A 23,865-nucleotide genomic window follows, 5' to 3' on the forward strand; every position below is an offset into this window, starting at 1 on the left:
ATGATATAGCATACTATGGATTCAAATTTAATACTCCTCGTCATAACATCCTATTTTCTGTTGTTGTTCATTATTTCTTATTTTACTTCCAGAAAAGTATCGCAGGAGACATTTTTCACGGGAGACCGGGAATCACCTTGGTTCTTGGTGGCTTTCGGGATGATCGGTGCGTCACTGTCCGGGGTGACTTTTATCAGCGTGCCGGGAGAAGTGGGGAATACCAATTTTTATTATTTTCAAGTCGTATTAGGCTATACGGTGGGCTATTTGACGATTGCAAAGGTGCTGCTGCCACTGTATTATCGGATGAATTTAGTGTCAATTTATGCCTATTTGGAGGATCGATTTGGGTTTTGGTCGTATAAGACTGGTGCTTTTTTCTTTATCCTTTCCAGGACATTGGGCTCTTCCATTAGGGTGTTTTTGGTGGCAGGGGTGCTGCAGTTGATCTTGTTTGATGATTGGGGGATACCATTTTGGGTGTCGGTGCTGATTACTGTTTCCCTGATTTGGCTGTATACCCATCGGGGAGGGATCAAGACCGTGGTATGGACCGATACGCTGCAGACCCTGTTCATGCTATTGGCAGTAGGTACGAGTATTTACTTGGTGGGAAAAGACCTTGGCATCAGTGGAGTGGGAGGGCTTGTTGGCCGTGTTTTTGTCGATTCCCGATCGGAGATTTTCAACTGGGACTGGCAGGCGGGAACCAATTTCTTCAAGCAGTTTGCCAGTGGGGCATTTATTACTATTGTGATGACAGGGCTGGACCAGGACATGATGCAGAAAAACCTTACCTGTAGAAACATCGGTGATGCGCAGAAGAACATGTTTTGGTTTACCATCATCTTGGTGTTTGTAAACCTATGCTTTTTAGTCCTTGGGGTTTTGCTGTACCATTACTGCGAAGTTAACAATATCACCCTTCCGGTGAGGACAGATGATCTTTATCCCATGCTGGCAACGGAGCATTTCAGTGTATTTGCCGGGACGGTTTTTGTATTGGGGATTATTGCTGCGGCTTACTCCAGTGCAGACTCCACCTTGACCGCATTGACGACCTCATTCTGCTACGATTTTCTGGATATCGAGCGGAACTATACCAGGGTTCGCCAACAGGCAATCCGTAAAAAAGTCCACTTGGTCTTTACTGGGGTGATGTTTTTGGTGATCCTTCTATTTAGGTGGATCAATGACCAAAGCGTGATCAATACCGTTTTTGTGATTGCAGGCTATACATATGGGCCACTACTGGGGCTGTACAGCTTCGGGTTGTTTACCAAGCGGGTAGTAAAAGATAAAGCGGTGCCATGGATAGCTGTCATAGCACCATTTTTAACCTTTATTTTGAGCTTAAATTCAAAAAAATGGCTTTTCGGTTATGAATTTGGGTTTGAAGTACTCATTCTGAATGGAGGGGTGATGTTTTTAGGCTTGTTGATTTTTAGCCAGAAGAAAGGAGGCTGGCCCGAAACAAGGTGATACGTCCCGCTTCACATCAAAATGATGATAGCCGGATGGTTCTGAGCCTGCCTCCTTCTGATTAAACTTCTCCGTGTTCGATTAAGGTATTAAGCCTTTTTAGACGTTTCAATTGATTCTCTAACGTGTCCAGAGATCCATCTAGTGATACCATGACGGAGAAATTGTTCCCCTGTATTGCGCTTCCATTGATGTGCTTGCGCTTGATGCTGGGGGTGCCGTTTACCAGTTCTTGGATTTGTACATCGTATAACTCGGAGAGTTTGATTGCATCGTCCATTTTTAGATTTGAACGACCCTGTTCGTATCTTGAGTAAGCGGTGTAGTCTTTTTTACCAAGGTAGTCAGCGATGTATTCTTGGGTAAATCCCCTAAGGACACGGTATTTTCTGAGGTTTTCGGCAATGTGTTGTTTTAGTTCCTTTTCCATATTTGTGATATTTTTCTAGGTAAGAGGTGTGTGTGTTAATTTATACTTTACATTGATTCACAATTGGACCAGTGGTCTTATACATGTTGCTGAAATCCGTATGATCCCAGCTGGTCAAATCAACTTGTTTATCAGGCCCGAACAAATGATTTTTAATTACTTGTGTGGTAAGCAATGTTATCTGATCAGATAATGAACTGTTATAAAACTCATGGTTTCGTGAATTTCAGTATGGTATAAATGTAAATAAACCAGTGCGTTGTGGGCAAAAATAGAGCTACGCACATGTACGCAACAGTTAAAAAAAATGTAAAAATGGTTTTTTGTACCTTTTTTAGGGTTATTTATACGCTAAATTGAGCTTTTTATTGCTCATTTATATGGAGGTCTGCGAATAAGCGGAGTAAAAAAAGAGTGATGGATACCATAACCTCTAGTATTCACTATAAAAATGGTGATATATACATTTCGTTAACACATTTCCTGTCTGTGTATATGATCCTTGGCTACTAATAATGATGAGGGAGTTTTTGGTGTCCTGCTTAAAATATTATAATTCCAATTCCTTATTGGGGTCCCAGAAAACAGTTTGAAAATCCATCACTTGATCATTATTGATGGTGATCCCTTCTGATTCCAGGGTGGTTTGCATTTTTTCGGGTGGTGAGAAATGAAACTTTCCAGTAAGGAGACCTTTGCTATTGACCACCCGGTGGGCAGGGACATCATTCATGGTGTGGGCGGCATTCATGGCATATCCGACCGTTCTGGCGCCACTTTTTGCACCGAGATAATTGGCGATGGCACCATAGGAGGTTACCCGGCCTTTCGGGATCAGGCGCACCACCTGGTATACCATGTCAAAGAAATTTTCTTTATCAGTTTTCACGGGCTATTTCGATGATGGTTTGGTTGATTTGTCTTCTGATTTCTTTTTCAAGGGGTTTATTGGCCACGGCCATTAAAAACTGGCATTTAAGCAAGACCGTTTGGTGTTTTATTTCTATTGTTTTTAGTGTAAAGCTATTTTTCACAACAGACTTGTCAAAGGAAAGCACGGCCATTTTAAGTTTTTCCTCTATTTGGGAAATCTCGAAGGTCGGTTTGAGGCTCATTTCAAACTCAAATGTCAGCTTTTTGTTATGCTGTCTGGAGTAATTGATCACCTGGGAGGTCAGTATCATCGCATTGGGAATCATGACCGTGTCTGCTTCCTCGTTGACCAGGACCATGTTGAGCAGGGTTACATCCTGTATTTTGCCTTGCTGTTCTCCTATTTTGACGTTATCGCCCAGACTAAGCTGGTCGGAGAACATGATGATGAGTCCGTTTATCATGTTGGTGATATAGTCCTTGGAGAGCAAGGCGATGGCGGCAGCCACGATGGTGATACTAGTGAAGAATTCTTTGGGGTCGATTCCCAGTAGAAACATCATGGAAATGACCAGTACCACGACGTTGAGGATGCCTGCGATATGGTTAATACCCAGGACAAAGTTACTTTTGAAGGGATCCTGGCCTTTTTTTCGTAGGTAAAAGCGAACGGTGATCAGCCTGCCCAGTGAGATGATAATATGGCTGGTGAGCAAAAATACGGCTGCTTTAAGGACGTTGTCGATAATAGAAATGTACGGTAGTAATTTCTTCGAAAGGTCGTCGGAAAACCAAAGCAGCAGGATGAACGTGATCACTTTGAAGAGAAAAAGGATCCTTTTGTGCTTTTCACGCTCCTTGATCTCGGATTTGTCAGTAGTCATGTGGTTTTCGGAAATAAAGTCTTAATTTTAACGATACTGTTTTTTTATCAATACTAGTCAAAATTGCTAACATAACCATACAACTAATATGAATAGGAATATCATTATTACAGGAGCAGCAGGGAATTTGGGGAGTGCCGTAGTGGATAAGTTTAAACGCGAAGGATTTAAGGTAATTGCTACTGTGGCACCGGGAAAAGGCGAAGAATTGGAGGAGGCCAATGATATCTATGAGCTGGACGTGACAGATGAAGAGAAGGTGGCAGAGTTTGCAAAGGAATATACCGTTCAGTACGGTTCTGATTTGGAAGCCGTTGCGATGCTTGTCGGAGGGTTTTCAATGGGGGATCTCGCTGAAACATCCAAGGCAGATGTGGAAAAGATGCTGCAATTGAACTTTTTTAGTGCCTATAACATGGCAAAGGCCTTTTTGCCAGTGTTGAAGAAGACGGGGAAAGGAACATTTTTATTTGTGGGTGCAAAGCCTGCTTTACATCTCGCGGAAGGAAAATCTACTGTGGCATACACTTTGAGTAAGAGTTTGGTGGTCAATCTGTCCGAGCTGGTGGCCGCTGAAACAGAGGGTACCGAAATCAGGTCACATGTGTTTGTGCCAAGCATTATCGATACTCCTCCTAATCGGGAGGCCATGCCGGACCAAGACTCCTCCAAGTGGGTTCGCCCGGATGAAATCGCAGAAGCGATGCATTATGCAGCGACAAATCCATCTTTGAGACAGACGACCTTTAAACTATATGGAAGCGTATAACCTAAAGAAAGAATGAAGAATACCTTGAAATGTATGTTGGCTGCCTTTTTGGTGCTGGCAGTAAGTATGGTCTCCGCACAGACCAATGACGAAGTAAGAAGCCTTTCTATTTTCAATGGAGTGGAAGTTTCCAATTCCATCGAAGCGGAGCTTATTAAGGGTGATAAGTATCAGGTGGAGATATTTGCATCAGGAACAGAAGTTTCCAATGTAGTGACAGAAGTGGAGGACAGACAGTTGCAGGTGAAAATGGGCAAAGGGAATTTTGGTTCTACCAGTGTAAGAGTGACCATTACATATGCTGGAGACCTCGATAAGGTGCAGTCCAGTACCAGTGCCAAAGTCTTTGTGAAAGATGTACTGGATAGCAAGTCATTAATGCTGAGAGCGGAGACGAGCAGCTATATCGAAACCAAAGTTAACGTCTCTAAGTTGAGCTTGGAAGGGACTACCAATGCGAAGATTTTTGTGGAAGGATCTGCAGAGGACTTAAACCTGGGGGCCTATACCAAGGCAGACATCAGTGGTGAGAAACTTCAGGTAAAAAATGCCGAGGTAAAGACCAATACCGCTGCAAAATCCATTATCAGCGTAAGTGAGTCTATAAAAGGTTCTGCAGGTACAGCAGGTAAAGTCCTGTATATCGGAGATCCGGATTTAGTGGATGTAAAAACCAATACTGGTGGTGATATTTCAAGAAAAGAATAGTGGAATAACGATATGAAGACATTAAAGATCACTTTGATGACCCTGCTTGTTTTGGCGGGGTTTTCTTTTGCTACCTGTAAGGCACAGGGGACTGTTGGAGCGGATTTGGAGGTGAAAGCCACTATTGAGGCGCTATTCAAAGGCCTTAAAGAGAAGGGTCCGGAAGCGATCAAAGCAGCCTTTACCGAAAGTGCGTTACTGGAGACCGTGAAGACAGATGCTCAGGCCAATTCCGTGGAGCGGGTATCGGTAGAGGGCTTTGTTAATAGCATTGCTGCCATTCCGCCAGAGATGAAAATAGAAGAAAGGCTTTTGGATTATGAGATAAAAACAGAAGGGGCAATGGCTTCGGCTTGGACACCGTATGAGTTTTATATTAATGGAAAATTGTCGCATTGTGGGGTGAATTCCTTTCAGCTGGTGAAGCTGGGCGGGAAGTGGAAAATCGTATATATCATCGATACCCGCAGAAAGGAAGGTTGCTAGCTGCATTGGGTAGATTCTAGGGACTCATGCCTTATCAAGAGGAGGCTTGTCAAAGTAGTTGGGTGTATGGGGAATTGTGTGTTAACCTTTCCATTTCTTTTTAAGGGCTACTGCGGCGATGATAGCGATTTCGAGTACCACAAAGGCTACGGCGAAAATAATCTGGGCTTGATCGCTTTTAATACTACTTTTGAAGAGAATGAAAAGTAAGAAAACCGCGATGGCGGCGATAAAACCGTTTTTGATGCTCATGTCCCAAAGAAACGAAAAAATGACCACGATGGGAAGTCTTTTAACCAAATAACCATCCGCATCTGATTGTTACTAAAATGTTGAAAATGTCACTTACCAAAAAAGAAGTATACCAAGTACTGCATACATTGCTGGCAGAAAAGCAAAAAGAGATCGTATCCAGCATTGAGCAGCTCAAGCAGTCAGCTGCTGAGGATACTAAAAGCAGTGCTGGTGATAAGTATGAAACAGGCAGGGAAATGGTCCGTCAGGAGATCAATAAGGCAGAACTCATGCATAGCGAGTATTGCGTGCAGATGGATCTATTAAGAAGCATCGATCCTAATGAAGAGCATGAAAAAGTGAGGCCGGGCAGCTTGGTGAGCACTGATCGTGCAGTGATGTTTATTGCTATTGGTTTTGGTAAAATCGAGGTAAACGGACAAGTGGTGTTTGTGATTTCTCCCCAAGCGCCACTTGCCCGATTGATGATGGATAAAGCCACTGGAGAGTCATTGACTTTTAATGGGGCTACCCAGCAGTTGGTCCAAGTAAGTTGATACCGTCCTTATTTGCCTTGTGGAATCAAGGTCATCAATTCAGAGGCTCCGTCCAATAGCGTGAGTTTGTCCTTGCCCACTTTGAAGTTGGATACATTTTTTAGCGCATCCAAAAACTGGTTTTCACCATTTCCGGGGCACGCTTTTTTGGTCATGGCCCCAGGGGTCAAATTGATGTTGGTCCCGTTAAGTTCATAGCCGCCGCTGAATGAGTTGCAGCCAGTAGAGCCTGTAAGCTTGCCGTCATCGGTAAATCCCAAAGATGGCAGTCCGCCGCTGAACATGTCCAGACCACCTCCCATCAAAGAAGAGAGGACCCAGTTGTTTCCAGTGAGCATTTGGAGTGGGTTTAGATTAGAAACGGAACTGCAAGAACTAAAGCCTAAGAATAGGAAAAGCAATAGAGTGGATAATTTCAACTGTTTCATAGAAAAATAATTAAAAGGGTTGACGATTTATTGTTCAGGTGAAAAGTTAAAAAATAAACAGCACTTTCTTTCGATTATTTGGTGTTAATTTCTCTATTTATTGTAGAATTTAAATAATTCATGCGCTTAAAAATGATTTATGTGCCTAATAAAGTACCGCATTGGGCAGGAAAGATTAGGTAAAGTTCTGTCGCGACGGTGATGTTGTTTTGCTAAAGTTTTAATAAATGAAACTTTATATTGAGGATTTGTTAACAAAAAATTTGGCATAATAGAAATTTGTGATTAAGATTGTCCCATCAATAAGCAAATGATGTTTAGCACAGTCAAAAACCATATCGTCATCGAACGCTCTTTTACACTTGAGCCAGTGGACTGCGCCACTTTTTTTACCATCATTACCACTACCATTTTTACCACCACCATTACGGGGTAATCCCGTGTCTATCTATTATATTGCCGCTAATTCCGGTCCGCTTTCAGCGGACGTATAAATCCATTAACAAGCCATTAAAAAAATACTCATTTTCATGAAAATCATAAAATTCGGAGGATCATCCATCGCAAATTATGAGAACATCCAAAAGGTGTTTTCCATAGTGGAGCAGAAGTCAGGAAAGGAAGCGTTTGCCCTGGTGTTTTCAGCTTTTGGTGGAGTCACTGAACAATTGCTACAATGTGCCAATATCGCCCAGCAAAGTGAGGAAAGTTACCATACCATCCTTCAGGAACTTGAAAAAAGGCACTTAGAGATTGCCAAGAAGCTAGTGCCGGTGCAGCAGCAATCCACCGCACTGACATTTGTGAAGGTCCGATTCAATGAATTGGGCGACTTGTTCCACGGGATCTACTTGATAAAAGAATGTTCTAATAGGACAATGGACTATGTCCTCAGCTTTGGAGAGCGGCTGTCCAATTTTATTTTGGCAGCAGGCCTTCAGGCCAAAGGTATATCCACCACCTATGTGGATGCCCGTGACCTGGTAAAAACAGATGGTCGGTTTGGTCATGCCAAGGTGAATTTTAAAAGCACCAATAAGCTGATCCAAAGTTATTTTGAAAAGCACGAGGGGATCAAGGTGATCACCGGTTTTATTGGCTCCACCGATAAGGGTGAAACCACCACAGTGGGCAGAAGTGGGTCCGATTATACAGCATCTATTTTTGCCGCGGCGCTTGGAGCGGAGCAGGTAGAGATATGGACGGATGTTTCCGGTGTGATGACGGCAGATCCAAGATTAGTGTATACCGCATTTACGATTCCTCAGCTGAGCTATAACGAGGCCATGGAACTTTCGCACTTTGGGGCAAAAGTAGTGTTCCCGGCGACCATGCAGCCGGCCATGAAGGAGGATATTCCGATATACATCAAAAATACGTTTAAGCCTGAGGAAGAAGGCACACGGATCAGCAAAGAGTCAGGAGAGGGGAAAATCATCAAGGGAATTTCCTCTATGGACAATATCTCGATCCTCAACGTACAGGGACCAGGATTGGTAGAGGTCGTAGGGGTGAGCCAGCGTTTCTTCGGCACTTTGGCCAACAATGGCATCAATATCATCCTGATCAGTCAGGCTTCTTCTGAGCATAGCATTTGTGTGGCGATTGCTTCAAAGGATGCCAGTCGAGCCAAGTCTGTGATCGAGGAGGAGTTCAGGTACGAAATCCAAAGTGGTGAGATGGCCGAGATCGAGGTGGTTCCTGATATGGCGGTCATCGCCGTGGTGGGCGAAAATATGCAGCATAACCCAGGTGCCAGTGGACGGATGTTCCAGGCGTTGGGCAGAAATAATGTCAATGTGGCCGCCATCGCCCAGGGAAGCTCCGAACTAAATATCTCGGCAGTGATCACGCAGGCAGACTTGCAAAAAGCCCTGAATGCATTGCATGAGGCATTCTTCCTGTCCGATTACAAGGTCCTCCATGTCTTTTTGGTAGGAGTGGGCTTGATAGGCAAGGCTTTGACCAAAATGATCAACAACCAGCTTGGAAAGCTGCAAGAGGAAAATATGCTGGACATCCAAATCCATGGAATGGCCAATTCCCGCTATATGAAGTTCCATGAAGATGGTTTTGATCTGGCGACAGTGGGGCCACCGGATGAAAATGATGAGCCGATGGACATGGGTAAGTTTATTGGCACGATGACAGAGATGAATTTTTCCAATTCTGTTTTTGTAGACTGTACCGCCAGTCAGGATGTAGCGGATATCTATGAGCAAATCCTTGATTCCAAAGTAGGTATCGTAACCCCAAATAAGAAAGCCAACTCGGGTCCTTTGGATACCTATAAGAAACTTAAAAAATTGGCTGGCCAACGTGGCGTAAGGTTTTTCTATGAGACCAATGTGGCCGCTGGTCTGCCGGTGATCAATACCCTGCAGGACTTGATGTTAAGTGGCGATCATGTGCACCGCATCGAAGCCGTGCTGAGTGGGTCGATGAACTATATATTCAGCGAACTGGAAAAAGGCATGCCGTTCAGCGAAGTGGTGGCCCAGGCCAAAGAAAAAGGCTATACCGAGCCAGATCCAAGGGATGATTTGAGCGGTATGGATGTGGCGCGCAAAATCCTGATCCTTGGTCGTGAAGCCGGGCAGGACCTGCACTTTGAAGATGTGGATATCCAGAGTATGGTACCGGAGGATTGTGAGGATGCGGCTTCTGTCCCGGAGTTTTTCGAGAAGTTGCAAAAGCATGACGGTCATTTCCAGCAGCTCTTGGATGAAGCCAAAGCCAAAGGTGAAAAGCTCCGTTTTATGGCGACTTTAGAGAATGGAAAGGCCAAAGTAGGGCTGAATTCCCTGGATAGTGAGCATCCGTTCTATACCCTTAAGGGCAGTGATAACATGATATTGTTTACCACAGAGCGCTATAATGACTTCCCAATGATCGTAAGAGGTCCTGGGGCAGGTGCAGATGTGACTGCAGCCGGGGTATTTGCCGATATTATCAGGCTAGGAAATTATTCAAGATGAAAAAAGTAACTGCTTTTGCCCCCGCTACGGTGGCCAACGTTTCTTGTGGATTTGATATTTTGGGCTTTGCTGTAGAGGAAATGGGGGACAAGGTCACTGTTTCCTTGGCAGATGAGCCGGGAGTGCGTGTTGTTAAGATAGAAGGTGATGGCGGGAGGCTACCGTTTGATGTAGACAAAAATACTTGCGGAGTCGCCTTAAAGGCTTTTTCGGCCGCCATAGATTATAAAGGTGGATTGGAAGTAGAACTGTACAAGGGCTTGCCACTTGGTAGCGGTATGGGATCAAGTGCCGCCAGTTCTGTCGCCGCTTTGGAGGCCGCCAATCAATTACTAGGTAATCCGCTGGATAAAAAGGCTTTGCTGCCCTTTGCCATGAAGGCAGAAGGAGTAGCCTGTGGTGCAGAGCACGCCGATAATGTGGCCCCATCGCTGTTGGGAGGATTTGTGCTGATCAGGAGTTATCATCCCTTGGATGTGACCAAGCTTCACGTCCCAAAAGGCTTGTACTGCACCCTGGTGCATCCACATTTGGAGTTAAATACTGCGGATTCCAGGAGTGTACTGCGGCACCAGGTGCCACTAAAAGATGCTATTATCCAATCCGGAAATATTGCCGGGCTGGTAGCGGGACTTTATCAGGAAGATATGGGCCTGATCAGCAGGTCGCTACAGGACGTGATTGCCGAGCCTTCCAGGTCTGTTTTGATCCCTTGTTTTGATGAAATAAAAACTGCTATTAAGGAAATAGGAGCGTTAGGTGCAGGGATTTCAGGTTCCGGGCCTACGACCTTTATCCTTGCTCCCAGCAGGGAAATTGCCGAAAAGGCCAGTGAGATTTGCCAAGAAGTATTTGATAAAATAGGACTGGAAGTAGACCTGTATGTTTCAGCTGTAAACACCAAGGGGACCTACGTCATCAATAAAGCATAACATGAAATTCTACAGTACAAATAATAAAAGCCACAAGGTTTCCCTAAAAGAAGCGGTCATCAAAGGTCTGGCGCCTGATCAAGGGCTATATATGCCAGAGCAGATTCCACCATTGTCTGCTGATTTTATTGCTCAATTGCCCAATCTTTCCTTTCAGGAGATTGGCTATGAGGTGATAGGTGCCTTGTTTGGTGAAGACCTTAGCAGTGATCATATCAAGGAACTGGTCAATCACACATTGACATTTGATGCTCCCTTGGTAAAGGTAGAGGATGGCGTTTATACATTGGAGCTGTTTCATGGGCCTACCCTGGCTTTTAAGGATTTTGGAGCGCGTTTTTGTTCCAAATTGATGAACCTTTTGGTAAGCAATGAAAAGGTGAGGGTATTGGTAGCGACTTCAGGTGACACTGGAAGTGCCGTGGCCAATGGTTTTTACAAAGTGCCGAATGTCGAGGTGATTATTTTGTACCCCTCGGGCAAAGTAAGTACGCTTCAGGAGAAACAGTTTACGACCTTGGGAGAGAATATCACGGCCCTTGAGGTGGACGGAGTTTTTGATGACTGTCAGCAAATGGTAAAACAGGCCTTTCTGGACAAGGACTTGAATGCAAGAATGCTGCTGACATCTGCCAATTCCATTAATATTGCCCGATGGATCCCGCAGTGCCTGTATTATTTCTATGCGTATAGCAGATTGCCGAAGGGACAGGGGAAGGTGGTTTTTTCGGTACCTAGTGGAAATTTTGGAAACATTGCTGCAGGAATGCTTGCTGAGCGAATGGGCTTGCCGATCGACCATTTTGTGGCAGCTACCAATGTCAATAAAATCGTTCCGGATTTTCTAAAAGGCGTTCCTTTCCGGCCAAGACCATCCTTGCAAACCATCAGCAACAGCATGGATGTGGGCAATCCCAGTAATTTTTACCGTTTGCTGGACCTGTATGGCGATGAGTCCAACCTCAAAGAACGGGTAAAAGGATACTTCTTTGATGATGCCACGACCAGAGAGGCCATGGCTGAGGTAAAAGCAGCTACGGGCTATTTGATGGAGCCACATGGTGCAGTGGCATATTTGGGATTGAAGACATTCCGGGAAGAGCATGGAGGTTATACCGGCGTGTTTTTGGAGACAGCCCATCCTGGTAAGTTTGGGGATGTCGTGGAAGCCGTGCATCAGCAAAAGGTGGAACTGCCCGAGCGCTTGGCCGCATTCTTTAAAGGCCAGAAAAAGTCCCAACTCATAGCCAATGATTATGAGGAGTTTAAAGACTATTTGCTGTCAAAGTAGTAAGCCGAAGGTATTAAGGAGTGGCTTTCGGTTGCTGTTCCGGATTTGTCCGTCACCACGACAAATCCGGAACAGCAACAATGAATACAGGGTTAGTGCGATCTAAGCTTCAAACTTAGACGAGCAGATGACCAACGATACTTTTTAAGTATATTTTACCATTAATTAGGTGATTTTTGCTCTGTTGTGAAAGGGGTTGAATGTTTATTTTTGGAGAGTATATATTGTTTATTGATGTTTAACTCTCTTTTTTATGAAAAATTCACCAAAACAGATTCCAAGAGCAGTATTATTGTTTGTTTTGCCCTTGGGACTGGTGATGTCCTGTCAGGAGGAAATCCCTCCGGAAAATACAGCACCTGATACGGCCGGACCTGTGGGGAACGGGTATGCAATGAGGACATCAACTGGAAAATCCCTATTCGGTGGAGAATATGCGTAAAGCTTATGAAAACCTGAAAATCGCAGACCCCAATGGCCGGATGGCCAGTGAGGATATCAGCATTACCGCCACCCACTTGTATCTCAGGTTCATACCAAAGAACGAAAAAGAGCTGGATATCCTGAACAGTGATTCGACCTTGGTGCTTTATTCTTATCCGCTGGACTATGAGATTCCTGAAGGGGGCGAATATTACCGTGATCCCGAAGTGCCGGAAGGACAGCCTACCTACCAGTATTGCGCGGTACCTGTGGACAAGGAGCTCACGGAAGGGGTGGAGTATGAAGTGCTGGAAGAACTGTATATCCCCGAAGAGCTTCCCGCTTCCCCGGGAGCCAGACAACTTATCGAAGTGTCGATCGACGCGCTGGTGGATGAAGCCCTTAGGATTACGGGGAACCTGGAGGAGAAAGATAAGCGGGACAATCCGGCAGTGCAAAGAAAAAAGTGGCGTCCGGCAGGAAGGATCACCCTATACGATAAAGAGCTGGGCGGATATGTCGGCGTACATGGAGTAGAGGTGCGTGCCAGAAGGTGGTTTACCACACATAAGGGTTATACAAGTTCAAACGGTTACTATTCATGTGATGGGACATTCAAGAGAAGGGCCAATTACAGTCTCAGGTGGGAGCGATATGATTTTGAGATCAGGAGCGGGGATAAACCGGGCAGTGAAACGGCCGAGGTAAACGGTCCCAAGATCACCGAGGACTGGAACCTTAATATATCGGCTTCATCGGACCATTGGATGTACGCATTGGTTTTTCAGGCGAGCCATGATTATTATTACGGAAACCGACTGGGGCTAAAAAGTCCCCCAACCAACTCTTTTTGGAAAACGAAAGTGAAAATAGCGGCCTACAACAGAAGAAATGAAGGAGCCAGTGGCCGGCATTGCAAAGATTGCAGGTTTTTGGGACTGTCCTCCAGAATCAAGATATGGGAAAATACAGATGAAAGTTCCAGGATATATGCTACTACACTCCATGAGCTGGCACATGCCTCGCACTGGGAGTTGCGGAAGAATAACTGGAACAACAATACTGATGATAAGGTACAGGAAAGCTGGGCACGTGGTGTGCAGTGGGCATTGGGAAGGCTGAGGTATCCGAATTATAAGGGAAGAGAAAGAAGTTTTGATGATTATACGTTAGTAGTTGCAGATATGAATGATGATGTTGATAGTAATAACACAAACTATGGCTTTGGGTACCTGTTTGGTGAAACTCAAGATCAAGTATCTGGCTACACTATCAAACAGATAGAAGACGTATTAAGTTATACATCAACATGGAATGATTGGAAGAATAATATTAAAAACCGTTACACAAATGGACCAGAAAATAACTTGGATGCACTGTTTGCGGCATATAATAAGTAGGATGTGGATATATAAGTCTATGAATAGAATAAAATGGCTCATCTTGTTAGCTTGTATAACTAACTGCAATGGTATTTCTGATTATGACTGGAAAACTACCACTAAGATTACTTTTATCAACGAAACATCTGAAATAATATCAGTGGTAGGAGGAGGGGATTGTAAGGAATCGGACATATTACCAAATAGTACGCAGCAGTATGTGCATAAACAACTTCAATCGGGAAATTCAAAACGGGATAAACCAAACTTAAATAACTTAAGTGTATTTATCCCATGTAGTTTTTTTTATGGAGATACCGGAAAATGTGAAACAGATGTAAATACGGTAGAGGAGTGGGAGGATCTTAAACAAACCGGAGAATTAGAGTTCGAGTTTACCTTTAGGTTTACTGAGGAGAAGAAAGAAAAGGCAGAAGAGTGCAATTAATGGAATTGAAGTAAACTCCATTTCCCTTTATTGGGCTGAGAGCCCGAAAAGTTTGCTTTAAGATTAGAAAAAAAGGCAGCTGCAATTTCCTTCAGGAGCTGCAGCGGCTTTTTCATTATTGGCTAATTGTATTAAAAGCAAAATTGATCAGGGCTCGATGGATGCTCCGGCCTTCCCTCTTTGTTCTTTCCTCTAACATCTTATGTCTGACATCTATTGTCTCCCGTAATTACTCTTGTTGCTGTTGCTTCAGCTTTTCCTGTCGCTCCAGTTGTCGCTCTTGCCAGGCTTCCATTTTGGCTTCGAATTCTTTGATCTTGGGCTCGCTTGCTTTTTCCCAAGCTTCTATTTTTTGCTCGTATTCTTCCATTTTGGGCTCATAGGCGGTTTCCCATTCGCTTTGTTTGGCTTCCATTTCTTTGCTCCAAGCTTCCATTTTGGCTTCCCATTCCTCCATTTTGGATTCATGTTGTGCTTCCCATTCCTTCATCTTTTCCTCGTAGATTTCAGTTTTGGCTTCCATTTTATCCTGAACCTCTTCTAGCTGGGCCTGTAGAACTTTGCGTTTCTGCTGAGCTTCCTCCGAATCTTCTCCATCAAGCTGGCTAAGTTTGATGGACAGGTTGGCCAGTTCCATGGCTTCTTCTGTAATGTCCAGCTGGAATGCCGGCATGGGAGGCACGAAGTTCATGCCTTCAAATGGTGGCACAGCAGGAACAGGGGGAACCTCAAAATCCATATCGGGCATGGGGCTTAGCTCCAGTACAGGCATCGGATCATCTACAGGAGCTGGTGTGTTTTTATGTGCTTTAGCCTTTGGTGCCGGCGTGGTGTCTGTGCCGTAAGCATAATGGTAGGCGTAGGTCTTAGTTGTGTTTTTAACTATTTCAGGGGTGTTTTCTGCCTCATTGCACGGTTCTATTACTTGGCAAGGTAGGGATACCTTTTTATAGGTGGATTTATGCTCGATTTTGGTGAGTAAATAATTGTCCGAAAATATATTTTCTTTAGCAGGGATGGCTCCCATTACCAGGGAGGCACTTACCATTAGTGAGATTAGCATGGTCAATGTAATTAAGGGTGAGATTTTTTCCTTGTTTTGTTCTTTTCCCAAGATTCGCTTGATCCTGTTGAGAAAGGAATGCTGGTTTCCAGTGGCGGCCAGGGCCATCTCTGGAGTAGCGGTTTGTGCTTGTTCTGCCACCTCGGCTAAACCGCGTGCCAGTTCTCCGGGAGAATATCCCAGTGAAAGTACCAAGTCATCGCAAGCATGTTCGCGATCTGTATCAATCATTTCATTGATCCACCAAAAACATGGATGGAAAAAGAAAAACACTTCCATGGTGCGCTGGAGTATGTTGACGAGATAATCGTACCGTTTGATATGGGCAAGCTCATGGGCGATGATGGCCTCCAGCTGACGCGGAGGGGTGCAGAAGAGGAGACCCGCCGGGATAAGGATGACAGGTTTCAAAAATCCATAGGTCACCGGGACATGGATGAGTTCGCTTTTTAGTACCTTAACTCCTCTGTAGAATCCCATTGCGGCAATCATCCCGTTAACTTTTTTGATCAACGGGTCAGGCACTGATTGACGGTGTTTCTTATTCAGGCTTCTTAAGTCAAGTAGACCTCCTGACAGCTTGAAAATATAGAACAAAGCTCCCAACAGCCACAGATTTACCAAGGCAGGCAAATAATGCTCCAGTCCTGGTAACCAAGTTTGGTCAAGAACGCTGCTATCGGTGGGGGAGGTATGAGCGGTTATCTCATACCTGGGAGTGGCCACCTGCAGGTTTTTGGTGTCTGCGATTGACATGCTTATGGATGCTGTAGCTCCTGTAGGAGAGGGTGTTTCCAAAACCATGGAAAAGGTGATCCCACTTGCCACAGCGATCATCAGCATGGCTCCCAGTCCTGCCCAATAGCGAATATTGGAGGCTTTATGAGGGATTGACCTGAGGCCGGCCCAGAGCAACAGGCTGACAAGGACAACCTGCCATATGGAGTGGATCAGTGTCCAGCCTATGGCTTGCAGGTAGGATTCATGGATAAAGTCGTTGATGAAGTCCATTATTGTTGGTTTTCTAGTTCATTGAGCAATTTTCTTATTTCATCGATTTCTTCCTGGGAAGGATTGCTTTGACCAAGCGCCTTCATGACGAGCTTCTTGGTTGAGCCACCAAAAGTTGTAGCCATAAAACTGCTGAGCAGGGAATTTTGGGTCTCACTTTCCGTGATGGCAGGCATATAGATATGACTTCTGCCCTGTTCTGTTCTCCTGAGAAGTTTTTTGGCATACATGATCTGCATAATCTTCAGTGTAGTAGTGTAGCCGGTTTCTTTCGTTTTTGAAAGCTCTTCGTGAATTTCCCGAACACTTGCTTGTTGGCGCTCCCAAAGGATGGAGAGAATCTCAAGTTCCGAGTCTGTAGGTTTGTATTTCATTATTGAATTACGATTGTCTTCGTAGTAAAGATATACGACGCTTTTCGTAATTCAAATTTTTTCTACGATAAAGTTCGTATTTAAATGTTAAAAGGGGTTAAAATGGCTGTAATTGAATGAGTTGTGTTGGTTTCGGTGAACTTTGGATGCCATGGTTGGGTTAATTGTTCAGTTGAAGCTAAGCCTGTTGATAGTTGATAGTAATTTAAAATTAAATGGTTAGTTCACGTAAGAGTATCCAACTCATTATGAAAAGTAGGAAGTTGTTTATTCACCCTAAGGCCGGAAGTTACCGGCCTTTTTTTTATCTTGGGGACTATGTGTTTGATTACGTTTAACTGGCAAGGCCACCACCGCTATCGGTTGATATTGGTGGCAAGTAGAGATGAGTTTTTTGGGCGCCCAACGGAACGATTGCATCAGTGGGAAAGCGGCATATATGCAGGAAAAGACCTGAAAGGGGGTGGCGCCTGGATGGGGGCACATCCCGTCGGAAAGTTCGCTGCATTGACCAATTTTAGGGATTTCAGGAATGTAAAGGAAAATCCCATCAGCAGGGGCAAGTTGGTGACTGGATTCCTGGAGGGCAGGCAGTCTCCGGAGGAGTACCTTGCAGACGTGGAGAAATACAAGGATCAATATGACGGCTTTAATCTGTTGGTGGCAGAGCAGGATGATTTTTACTATTATTCTAATTATGCCGAGCGCGCCAGGAAAATCCCCATAGGTATTCATGGCTTGAGCAACGGTCTACTGGATGAACCGTGGAAGAAGGTGGTAGATGCTAAATCAAGAATGAAAGCGTTTCTGGAAAAGGATGAACTTTCATTGGAAACGTTGGTGGGTTTGCACCTGTCTACCGAGGAAGACAAGCTTGGTAATTTGCCCGATACAGGAATTGAGCCAGCAGTGGAGCAATCCCTTTCAGCGGCATTTATCCGGGATATCCAAGGCTATGGAACGGTAAGTGTCACGGCAATGCTCTGGAGCTATGATGGAGAGGTAAATGTCCTGGAGAAGCAGGTGAGGAGGAATGGTGTTTTTGCAGGGGAGGAGATGGTTTCTTTTACTATGGAATGATATTTACTTGTTTTCATTTTCTTTTACTACCAACTTTAAAGTGAATTTTGCCCTCTGGGCGAACCATCGGCAGTAAAATCTGTTGTATATTATTATGAAAAAGATTGATGTTTTGATAGTCGGGGCAGGTCCTATTGGGCTTGCCTGTGGGATAGAAGCTGAGAAAAACAAGCTAGATTACGTGATCCTTGAAAAGGGAACCCTGGTCAACTCCATCTATAACTATCCCGTAAACATGACCTTCTTTTCTACCTCCGAGAAGTTGGAAATGGGAGGTATTCCATTTATGTCGGTCAATAAGCAGCCCACTCGGCCTGAGGCGTTGGAATATTATCGGCGCATCGTAAAACACTTCAATTTGAATATCCAATTATATGAAGGCGTTAAGAGCGTAGAGCGACAATCAGACGGGAGGTTTTTAGTATACTCAGTAAAAGGAGTCTATCTTACCGATAAGATTGTCCTGTCAACGGGCTTTTATGATATCCCCAATAAACTGAATGTGCCGGGAGAGGAATTGCAGAAAGTGACCCATTATTATAAAGAACCTTGGCCATATATAGGCCAGAAGGTGATTGTGGTCGGAGGTGGCAACTCTGGTGTGGATGTGGCCCTGGAAACCTGGAGAAAAGGTGCGGAGGTAACGATGGTGCTAAAAGAGCCGACGGTGGACCAGAACGTGAAGTATTGGGTCTTGCCTGACATCGAAAACCGTATCAAGGAAGGCTCGATCGGTGCATACTTTAGCAGTTCCATTAAGGAAATACGCGAGCATGAAGTGGTGATCGATACACCAGAGGGGGAAAAGACCATAGCGAATGATTTTGTCCTCGCCATGACCGGATATCGTCCAAACTTCGAGCTACTGGACCAGCTTGGTGTGGCGCTAACGCTGGATGAAAAGCGAAGACCGTGCTTCGATGGCAATCAAGAATCCAACATCCCTGGGCTTTATTTGGCAGGAGTGGTGTGTGGAGGACTGAATACCCGGGAGTTCTTCATTGAGAATACCATCGTGCATGCCAAGGCTATTTTTACCGATATTATGAAGAAAAGAAAGCAATTGGTGAAGTAGGCTGCTATTTCGTTTTAGGACGATTGGTTTTTGGTAGAGAGTGTGTTCTGGGGAGTGTTAAGGTGAAAACACTGCCTCTCCCTAGCTCGCTTTCCACTTTAAGTGAACCACCGATCTTTTTGGCGTTTTCGTTACTAATATATAAGCCAACCCCCGTCCCTTTCTCCATTGATGTGCCGCTTGTGGATTCAAACTTCATGTTAAAAAGTCTATGAAGGTGTTCTTTGGAGATGCCTTTCCCTGTGTCTGCGATGGTGATGATAAATTCCTCTTCAGTGGTATGGTAGGAAAAAAGAATCTCACCTCCCTCAGAAGTGAACTTAATAGCGTTTTGAAGGAGGTTTCTGACGATAAGCATCAGCCTATCAAAGTCCGTGAAAATCGTCGCATCGCCATCGAATTGGGTTTCGAGTGTAATGTTTTTTTGGCGAGCCATGCCTTTATAGATCAAGAGCATTGAATTACAATGCTCTTTTAAATTCACACTTCGGAATTTAGGGGAAGCATTTTTTAATTCCAGAGTAGCCCATTCCAGTATTTCTTCTGACATTTTTTGGGCATTGCTAGCGATGATGTAAAGCTCTTTCAGTACTGCCTCTGTTTCTTCTTTTTCCAATTCCCCTTCATTAATCATCTCCAGGATTTTGGTGATGGAGAGCAAGGGGTTTTTTAGATCATGGGAGATCAGGGCAATGATCTTGTTTTTTTGTTCATTGGCACTGGACAATTCACTGACCACCTTTTTGAGCGCCGCGCCTTTTTGCTCACTTTCGAGTTTTTGATTTTGGTAGTTCCATTTAAGGGCGGTGATGATCGCAATGATGCCAAGGATGCAGGCAAAATAAGTGATGGAATGGTCAATGAACTGCAGGTATGGGGAAGGGTAGTTATTGGCAATCAGATCAGGGTGATAGATAGCAATATAGAAAAGGCTAAGATAGAAAATGAAGTTGTAAATGCCCCAAAACCAATAGGTTTTGATTTGCGTCACCGTAAGAATTACAATGTGGATCATTAAGAAAATATAAAAGGTAGGCCCTTCGATACCTGCATTGTTAAAAAAGTTAATGGCAAGGATAGGATAGCCTAGCAAAGAGAGCAGGTTGATCCCCCAGCTGAAATTTTGTCTGGACTTACCCATAAGGTAAAAAGCCAGCACTATTGCAGAAGTCACCAAAAGAATAAGGCTCAGCAGGTAATGCCCAAGGATCAAGTTGAATACAATCATTGCCTTGAGGTAGATCACGATGATTAGCGCTGCGGAATTGAAAATCTTAGTTTCCATTTTCTGGGCAGGCTTCATGGATGTGAATTTATTCCAGAGATTTCTGAGCTTTTGAATCAATTTAACTAAAATATGTTGGTGAAATTGTAAATTGAATACAAGCAATTGTATTCAGTAATATACACGGTTTTATTGAAATAGTTAAATGATCGGTGAGTTAATTTTCAGGAAAAAAGGGTGAAGTAAACTGGAAGGTGGTGCCGTCAAAAAGTCCTTTATCGCTTAATTTTAGGGATGGAATAACCAGTAATGCCATAAAACTTAAGGTCATAAAAGGGGAATCCAGTTTGGACCCCATTTTTTTTGCCATTCGGTCTATTTTGGTGTAAGCTTTGGCCACTTCATACCCGTCTTCTGCAGACATGATGCCCGCAACAGGCAAGGGCAGCACGATGCTTTCGGTAGTAGAAACAGCCGAAATGCCACCTTTTTCCCTAATGATCATGTTGACGGCTTTTGCAATTGATCCATCGTCCGTGCCCACGGCCAGGATGTTGTGCGAATCGTGGCCTACTGAGGAAGCGATAGCCCCTTCCCTGAGCCCAAAGTTTTTGATAAAAGCCATTGAAGGAGCCGCATCTTGATACCGGTTGACCACGGTGAATTTTAAAATATCATCGGCTATATTGGCTTCGGCAAAACCATCATTTACCTGAACAGCTTCAGTACGTTCGTTAGTGATTAATTGGCCGTCCATGGCTTCAATGACCCTGGCATGGGGAGAGGAGGCTTTGATCCTGAATTCTTCTGGTTTTTTTAGGGAAGTATTGAAATTGTTAATGGGGCTGCTAGGTACCGAAGTGATGAGGGACTGCCCATTTTCGGCTACCTTTTCTCCCTTAATATAAGTGGCGGCCACTTTAAAGTCCGTCAGGTTTTTGCAGATGATAAAGTCTGCAGGATCGCCAGGCCGTAATTGGCCTACCTCCATGCGATAGTGTGTGATGGGATTAATACAAGCTGCCTTAAGTACGTTGAACAAGTCTTTTCCTTTGCCCACCGCTCTTGTAGCCAGCTGATTGACATGGCCTATCACCAAATTGTCCGGATGTTTATCATCGGAGCAAAACATCATGCTATCTGCATGGTCATCGATAAGATCAATCAGCGCATCGAAGTTTTTAGCGGCACTTCCTTCTCGAATGATGATTTTCATGCCATGTTGGAGTTTTGCCAGGGCTTCCTCTTTGGTAAAGCATTCGTGATCAGTGGAGATGCCGGCTGAAATGTACCTTGCAGCATCGTCTCCCATCAGGCCAGGCGCATGGCCATCGACGGGTTTTTGGTGTTTCGCTGCAATGGTTATTTTTTCCATTACCGCCGGATCCCGGTTGAGCACTCCGGGCCAATTCATCATTTCTGCAAGATAGGCGACTTCCTTTAGGCTTAGGAGCTCATCGATGTCACTGGCCGTGATTTCTCCACCGGCTGTTTCAAATGGGGTAGCGGGAACACAAGAGGGAGCACCAAAGTAAAAGTTGAAGTTTACTTTTTTACCATTTTCTATCATATAATCCACCCCATCTTTGCCACAGACATTTGCGATTTCATGAGGGTCGGAGACTGTGGCTACAGTGCCGTGGACCACCGCCAGTCGCGCAAATTCAGAAGGTATCAGCATGGAGGATTCCACATGGACATGGGCATCTATAAATCCGGGCATTAAGAAAATATCGGGAGCGCTGTTGATAGGGATAATGGAGGTGATTTTTCCGTCTTCAACGGAGACCTTGGCAGGTGAGATTTTTCGCTCTGGGATATTAACTACCTGGCCTTTAATAGAAAAAGTACTCATTTTTAACACTTGTTTTAGGTGGAATAATTCTAAATATAGGGAATTTGCATGAAATTTTTGGACTCAGTGGGTTATGAGGCTGCTTCCTAGGATAATGGGCTCATTAGTCCTTGATAATCCATAATTATCCACCCAAAAACTTTATATTTGCACCATAAAAGAGTTTAGTACAGTGAATTTTTGAAATGAAGAAAATTGTAATTGCCATTGATGGCTTTTCAGGCTGTGGTAAAAGTAGCACAGCCAAGCAAGTGGCCAAGAAATTAGGCTATACTTATATAGATTCTGGAGCCATGTATCGGGCAGCTACCCTGCATTTCATCAACAAGTTCACTGAACTGACTAACCCAAAAGATATCCGACGAGCGTTGGATAGTTTGGAGATTGCCTTTCATCAAAATGAGGCGAGCGATCACCAAGACACCTACCTGAACGGGCTGAATGTGGAGAAGAAAATCAGGAGTATGGAAGTTTCCGAAAAAGTCAGCGAGATAAGTAAGATCAAAGAAGTCCGACACGAACTGGTAGCACAGCAACAACGTTTGGGAAAGCACAAAGGAGTGGTGATGGACGGAAGGGATATTGGTACGGTGGTGTTTCCTGGGGCGGAATTAAAAGTGTTTATGACCGCAGATACCAAGATCAGGGCAGAAAGGAGGCAGAAGGAGCTGCTGGAAAGAGGCGAATTGGTCGAGCTGGATAAAATCATCCATAACCTTGAGGAAAGGGACAGGATAGATTCCAGCCGTTCAGAAAGCCCGCTCAAAAAAGCAGATGATGCTGTAGAAATCGATACAAGTTTATTGGATTTTGAAGAGCAGATTGATCAAATCACGGATTTGGCCAAGAAGAAAATTGAAGAAAACTAACAAGAAATGCAGGTAACGATAGACAAAAACTCGGGCTATTGCTTTGGGGTGGAGTTTGCCATCAAGATGGCAGAGGATGAGATGGAGGATGGTGGTCATCTGTACTGCCTAGGGGATATTGTCCATAATGACATGGAGGTAAAACGGCTGAGTGATAAGGGACTGGTGGTGATCAATCGCGATGAACTCAAGGAGCTGAAAGACTGTAAAGTCCTGATCAGGGCGCACGGTGAGCCCCCCGAAACCTACAAATTGGCCATCGAAAATAATATTGAACTGATCGATGCTTCATGCCCTGTCGTACTGAAACTCCAACATCGGGTGAAGACGGCATTTGATAAAATAGAGAAAAAGGAAGGCCAGATTGTCATTTATGGCAAAAAAGGCCATGCCGAGGTCATCGGGCTTACCGGCCAAACCCTGGAGAAGGCCATTGTGGTGATGGCGGATGAAGATTTGGAAAAGATCGATTTCAGCAAGCCAGTGACCCTGTTTAGCCAGACCACTAAAAGCACAAAGGGCTTTTATGCCCTGAAGGCCAAGATCGAAGAAAAAATGGCGGCCGCGAACCAATCCCTGGAGGAAATTGACTTTACCGCCAATGATTCCATTTGCCGTCAGGTGTCCAACCGGGAACCGCAATTGACACGGTTTGCCAGTGAAAATGATGTAATTGTTTTCGTGGCAGGCAAAAAAAGTTCCAATGGCAGGGCTTTATACCAAGTTTGTAAGGCCCAAAACCCAAGGAGTTATTTTGTGGAAAATGAGGGAGAAATAGATCCAGAATGGTTTGCCAGCGGTGATAAAGTGGGGATTTGTGGTGCTACATCCACGCCCATGTGGCTTATGGAGCAAGTGATGGCTTACATCAACTCACTGGACCAGCCCGTAGCACAGGTCTGAAAGTGGAGATAAAATTAAAAAAGACCAAGTGCCGCCTGTAAATATTCGGCCAATTAGCTTCTAATAACTAATGTATTTTATTAGATTTGAGGCGTTTTTCAAAGG

25 protein-coding genes are annotated in these 23,865 nt (G+C 44.4%); 16 read left to right on the forward strand and 9 right to left on the reverse strand.

Translation table 11 applies throughout. From position 1 onward, the window contains the following. Window positions 1-15: 15 nt before the first annotated feature. Window positions 16-1,482, forward strand: coding sequence for a sodium:solute symporter (locus FKX85_RS09470; protein WP_141614494.1), 1,467 nt, complete (start codon window positions 16-18; stop codon window positions 1,480-1,482). Between the two features lie 61 nt (window positions 1,483-1,543). Here the strand turns inward: FKX85_RS09470 and FKX85_RS09475 are convergent, their stop codons facing one another. The 3 genes from FKX85_RS09475 to FKX85_RS09485 form a co-directional block, all read right to left on the reverse strand. Continuing rightward, window positions 1,544-1,912 carry a helix-turn-helix domain-containing protein gene (locus FKX85_RS09475; protein WP_141614495.1) on the reverse strand — a complete coding sequence of 123 codons (369 nt, stop codon included), beginning with the start codon at window positions 1,910-1,912 and terminating at the stop codon, window positions 1,544-1,546. Window positions 1,913-2,462: 550 nt separating this feature from the next. After that, window positions 2,463-2,801 carry an MGMT family protein gene (locus tag FKX85_RS09480; protein ID WP_141614496.1) on the reverse strand — a complete coding sequence of 113 codons (339 nt, stop codon included), beginning with the start codon at window positions 2,799-2,801 and terminating at the stop codon, window positions 2,463-2,465. After that, on the reverse strand, window positions 2,791-3,669 hold the full coding sequence (locus tag FKX85_RS09485; RefSeq protein WP_141614497.1) for a mechanosensitive ion channel family protein: 879 nt from the start codon (window positions 3,667-3,669) through the stop codon (window positions 2,791-2,793). Before FKX85_RS09485 ends, FKX85_RS09480 begins: the two co-directional genes overlap by 11 nt. Window positions 3,670-3,757: 88 nt before the next feature. Between FKX85_RS09485 and FKX85_RS09490 the strand changes: the two genes are divergently transcribed. From FKX85_RS09490 to FKX85_RS09500, 3 genes are read left to right on the forward strand one after another with little or no spacing between them, the layout of a single operon-like run. Beyond that, window positions 3,758-4,438, forward strand: coding sequence for an SDR family NAD(P)-dependent oxidoreductase (locus FKX85_RS09490; RefSeq protein WP_141614498.1), 681 nt, complete (start codon window positions 3,758-3,760; stop codon window positions 4,436-4,438). A gap of 12 nt (window positions 4,439-4,450) precedes the next feature. Next, window positions 4,451-5,146, forward strand: coding sequence for a head GIN domain-containing protein (locus FKX85_RS09495; RefSeq protein ID WP_141614499.1), 696 nt, complete (start codon window positions 4,451-4,453; stop codon window positions 5,144-5,146). A gap of 12 nt (window positions 5,147-5,158) precedes the next feature. Further along, on the forward strand, window positions 5,159-5,632 hold the full coding sequence (locus FKX85_RS09500; protein WP_141614500.1) for a nuclear transport factor 2 family protein: 474 nt from the start codon (window positions 5,159-5,161) through the stop codon (window positions 5,630-5,632). A gap of 81 nt (window positions 5,633-5,713) precedes the next feature. On the opposite strand, the gene FKX85_RS09505 is transcribed toward FKX85_RS09500, so the two are convergent. Further along, window positions 5,714-5,911, reverse strand: coding sequence for a hypothetical protein (locus FKX85_RS09505; protein ID WP_141614501.1), 198 nt, complete (start codon window positions 5,909-5,911; stop codon window positions 5,714-5,716). Between the two features lie 59 nt (window positions 5,912-5,970). Here FKX85_RS09505 and FKX85_RS09510 point away from each other — a divergent pair, with 59 nt between their 5' ends. Beyond that, window positions 5,971-6,423 (forward strand): hypothetical protein, encoded by a 453-nt coding sequence (locus FKX85_RS09510; RefSeq protein WP_141614502.1) that lies wholly within the window; start codon window positions 5,971-5,973, stop codon window positions 6,421-6,423. An 8-nt stretch (window positions 6,424-6,431) separates the two neighbouring features. Here the strand turns inward: FKX85_RS09510 and FKX85_RS09515 are convergent, their stop codons facing one another. Beyond that, a complete protein-coding gene (locus tag FKX85_RS09515; protein WP_229239814.1) occupies window positions 6,432-6,761 on the reverse strand; it encodes an META domain-containing protein in 330 nt (109 codons plus the stop codon). Window positions 6,762-7,161: 400 nt separating this feature from the next. Here FKX85_RS09515 and FKX85_RS21770 point away from each other — a divergent pair, with 400 nt between their 5' ends. From FKX85_RS21770 to FKX85_RS09545, 7 genes are all read left to right on the forward strand, one after another. After that, entirely contained in the window at window positions 7,162-7,287 is a 126-nt protein-coding gene (locus FKX85_RS21770) for a hypothetical protein (RefSeq protein WP_262711630.1), read from the forward strand. Window positions 7,288-7,381: 94 nt separating this feature from the next. After that, a complete protein-coding gene (thrA, locus tag FKX85_RS09520) occupies window positions 7,382-9,829 on the forward strand; it encodes a bifunctional aspartate kinase/homoserine dehydrogenase I (RefSeq protein ID WP_141614504.1) in 2,448 nt (815 codons plus the stop codon). Then, a complete protein-coding gene (locus FKX85_RS09525) occupies window positions 9,826-10,761 on the forward strand; it encodes a homoserine kinase (RefSeq protein WP_141614505.1) in 936 nt (311 codons plus the stop codon). Before thrA ends, FKX85_RS09525 begins: the two co-directional genes overlap by 4 nt. A 1-nt stretch (window position 10,762) precedes the next feature. Next, the gene (thrC, locus tag FKX85_RS09530) at window positions 10,763-12,052 is read left to right on the forward strand and encodes a threonine synthase (RefSeq protein WP_141614506.1); all 1,290 of its coding nucleotides are present in this window, start codon (window positions 10,763-10,765) and stop codon (window positions 12,050-12,052) included. 253 nt (window positions 12,053-12,305) lie between these two features. Next, complete coding sequence (locus FKX85_RS09535) at window positions 12,306-12,494, forward strand: hypothetical protein (RefSeq protein ID WP_141614507.1); 189 nt, start codon at window positions 12,306-12,308, stop codon at window positions 12,492-12,494. After that, entirely contained in the window at window positions 12,487-13,875 is a 1,389-nt protein-coding gene (locus FKX85_RS09540; protein ID WP_141614508.1) for a hypothetical protein, read from the forward strand. The genes FKX85_RS09535 and FKX85_RS09540 overlap by 8 nt, the downstream gene beginning before the upstream one ends. Window positions 13,876-13,894: 19 nt before the next feature. Beyond that, complete coding sequence (locus FKX85_RS09545) at window positions 13,895-14,305, forward strand: hypothetical protein (protein WP_141614509.1); 411 nt, start codon at window positions 13,895-13,897, stop codon at window positions 14,303-14,305. Between the two features lie 229 nt (window positions 14,306-14,534). Here the strand turns inward: FKX85_RS09545 and FKX85_RS09550 are convergent, their stop codons facing one another. Together FKX85_RS09550 and FKX85_RS09555 are read right to left on the reverse strand one after the other, a co-directional pair. Beyond that, window positions 14,535-16,379, reverse strand: coding sequence for a M56 family metallopeptidase (locus tag FKX85_RS09550; protein WP_141614510.1), 1,845 nt, complete (start codon window positions 16,377-16,379; stop codon window positions 14,535-14,537). Continuing rightward, entirely contained in the window at window positions 16,379-16,753 is a 375-nt protein-coding gene (locus tag FKX85_RS09555; RefSeq protein WP_141614511.1) for a BlaI/MecI/CopY family transcriptional regulator, read from the reverse strand. Before FKX85_RS09555 ends, FKX85_RS09550 begins: the two co-directional genes overlap by 1 nt. 318 nt (window positions 16,754-17,071) lie before the next feature. On the opposite strand from FKX85_RS09555, the gene FKX85_RS09560 reads away from it, so the two are divergent. Continuing rightward, window positions 17,072-17,833 (forward strand): NRDE family protein, encoded by a 762-nt coding sequence (locus FKX85_RS09560; protein WP_141614512.1) that lies wholly within the window; start codon window positions 17,072-17,074, stop codon window positions 17,831-17,833. Between the two features lie 94 nt (window positions 17,834-17,927). Next, window positions 17,928-18,908, forward strand: a complete 981-nt coding sequence (locus tag FKX85_RS09565) for a YpdA family putative bacillithiol disulfide reductase (protein ID WP_141614513.1) — start codon at window positions 17,928-17,930, stop codon at window positions 18,906-18,908. 4 nt (window positions 18,909-18,912) lie between these two features. Here the strand turns inward: FKX85_RS09565 and FKX85_RS09570 are convergent, their stop codons facing one another. Further along, window positions 18,913-20,193 carry a sensor histidine kinase gene (locus FKX85_RS09570; protein WP_229239815.1) on the reverse strand — a complete coding sequence of 427 codons (1,281 nt, stop codon included), beginning with the start codon at window positions 20,191-20,193 and terminating at the stop codon, window positions 18,913-18,915. Window positions 20,194-20,350: 157 nt separating this feature from the next. Continuing rightward, a complete protein-coding gene (gene ade / locus FKX85_RS09575) occupies window positions 20,351-21,988 on the reverse strand; it encodes an adenine deaminase (RefSeq protein WP_141614515.1) in 1,638 nt (545 codons plus the stop codon). A 185-nt stretch (window positions 21,989-22,173) separates the two neighbouring features. On the opposite strand from ade, the gene cmk reads away from it, so the two are divergent. Both cmk and FKX85_RS09585 read left to right on the forward strand, forming a co-directional pair. Further along, a complete protein-coding gene (gene cmk, locus FKX85_RS09580; RefSeq protein WP_141614516.1) occupies window positions 22,174-22,857 on the forward strand; it encodes a (d)CMP kinase in 684 nt (227 codons plus the stop codon). A 6-nt stretch (window positions 22,858-22,863) separates the two neighbouring features. After that, window positions 22,864-23,760 carry a 4-hydroxy-3-methylbut-2-enyl diphosphate reductase gene (locus FKX85_RS09585; protein ID WP_141614517.1) on the forward strand — a complete coding sequence of 299 codons (897 nt, stop codon included), beginning with the start codon at window positions 22,864-22,866 and terminating at the stop codon, window positions 23,758-23,760. The last annotated feature ends 105 nt before the right edge of the window (window positions 23,761-23,865 follow it).

Source organism: Echinicola soli (assembly GCF_006575665.1).
Classification (GTDB): Bacteria; Bacteroidota; Bacteroidia; order Cytophagales; family Cyclobacteriaceae; genus Echinicola; species Echinicola soli.

Coding starts and splice junctions, on each gene's coding strand:
- FKX85_RS09470 (WP_141614494.1), top strand. CDS start 16: ATGGATTCAAATTTAATACTCCTCGTCATAACATCCTATTTTCTGTTG.
- FKX85_RS09475 (WP_141614495.1), bottom strand. CDS start 1,912: ATGGAAAAGGAACTAAAACAACACATTGCCGAAAACCTCAGAAAATAC.
- FKX85_RS09485 (WP_141614497.1), bottom strand. CDS start 3,669: ATGACTACTGACAAATCCGAGATCAAGGAGCGTGAAAAGCACAAAAGG.
- FKX85_RS09490 (WP_141614498.1), top strand. CDS start 3,758: ATGAATAGGAATATCATTATTACAGGAGCAGCAGGGAATTTGGGGAGT.
- FKX85_RS09495 (WP_141614499.1), top strand. CDS start 4,451: ATGAAGAATACCTTGAAATGTATGTTGGCTGCCTTTTTGGTGCTGGCA.
- FKX85_RS09500 (WP_141614500.1), top strand. CDS start 5,159: ATGAAGACATTAAAGATCACTTTGATGACCCTGCTTGTTTTGGCGGGG.
- FKX85_RS09510 (WP_141614502.1), top strand. CDS start 5,971: ATGTCACTTACCAAAAAAGAAGTATACCAAGTACTGCATACATTGCTG.
- FKX85_RS09515 (WP_229239814.1), bottom strand. CDS start 6,761: ATGCTCACTGGAAACAACTGGGTCCTCTCTTCTTTGATGGGAGGTGGT.
- FKX85_RS21770 (WP_262711630.1), top strand. CDS start 7,162: ATGATGTTTAGCACAGTCAAAAACCATATCGTCATCGAACGCTCTTTT.
- thrA (WP_141614504.1), top strand. CDS start 7,382: ATGAAAATCATAAAATTCGGAGGATCATCCATCGCAAATTATGAGAAC.
- FKX85_RS09525 (WP_141614505.1), top strand. CDS start 9,826: ATGAAAAAAGTAACTGCTTTTGCCCCCGCTACGGTGGCCAACGTTTCT.
- thrC (WP_141614506.1), top strand. CDS start 10,763: ATGAAATTCTACAGTACAAATAATAAAAGCCACAAGGTTTCCCTAAAA.
- FKX85_RS09535 (WP_141614507.1), top strand. CDS start 12,306: ATGAAAAATTCACCAAAACAGATTCCAAGAGCAGTATTATTGTTTGTT.
- FKX85_RS09540 (WP_141614508.1), top strand. CDS start 12,487: ATGCGTAAAGCTTATGAAAACCTGAAAATCGCAGACCCCAATGGCCGG.
- FKX85_RS09545 (WP_141614509.1), top strand. CDS start 13,895: ATGAATAGAATAAAATGGCTCATCTTGTTAGCTTGTATAACTAACTGC.
- FKX85_RS09550 (WP_141614510.1), bottom strand. CDS start 16,379: ATGGACTTCATCAACGACTTTATCCATGAATCCTACCTGCAAGCCATA.
- FKX85_RS09555 (WP_141614511.1), bottom strand. CDS start 16,753: ATGAAATACAAACCTACAGACTCGGAACTTGAGATTCTCTCCATCCTT.
- FKX85_RS09560 (WP_141614512.1), top strand. CDS start 17,072: ATGTGTTTGATTACGTTTAACTGGCAAGGCCACCACCGCTATCGGTTG.
- FKX85_RS09565 (WP_141614513.1), top strand. CDS start 17,928: ATGAAAAAGATTGATGTTTTGATAGTCGGGGCAGGTCCTATTGGGCTT.
- FKX85_RS09570 (WP_229239815.1), bottom strand. CDS start 20,193: ATGGAAACTAAGATTTTCAATTCCGCAGCGCTAATCATCGTGATCTAC.
- ade (WP_141614515.1), bottom strand. CDS start 21,988: ATGAGTACTTTTTCTATTAAAGGCCAGGTAGTTAATATCCCAGAGCGA.
- cmk (WP_141614516.1), top strand. CDS start 22,174: ATGAAGAAAATTGTAATTGCCATTGATGGCTTTTCAGGCTGTGGTAAA.
- FKX85_RS09585 (WP_141614517.1), top strand. CDS start 22,864: ATGCAGGTAACGATAGACAAAAACTCGGGCTATTGCTTTGGGGTGGAG.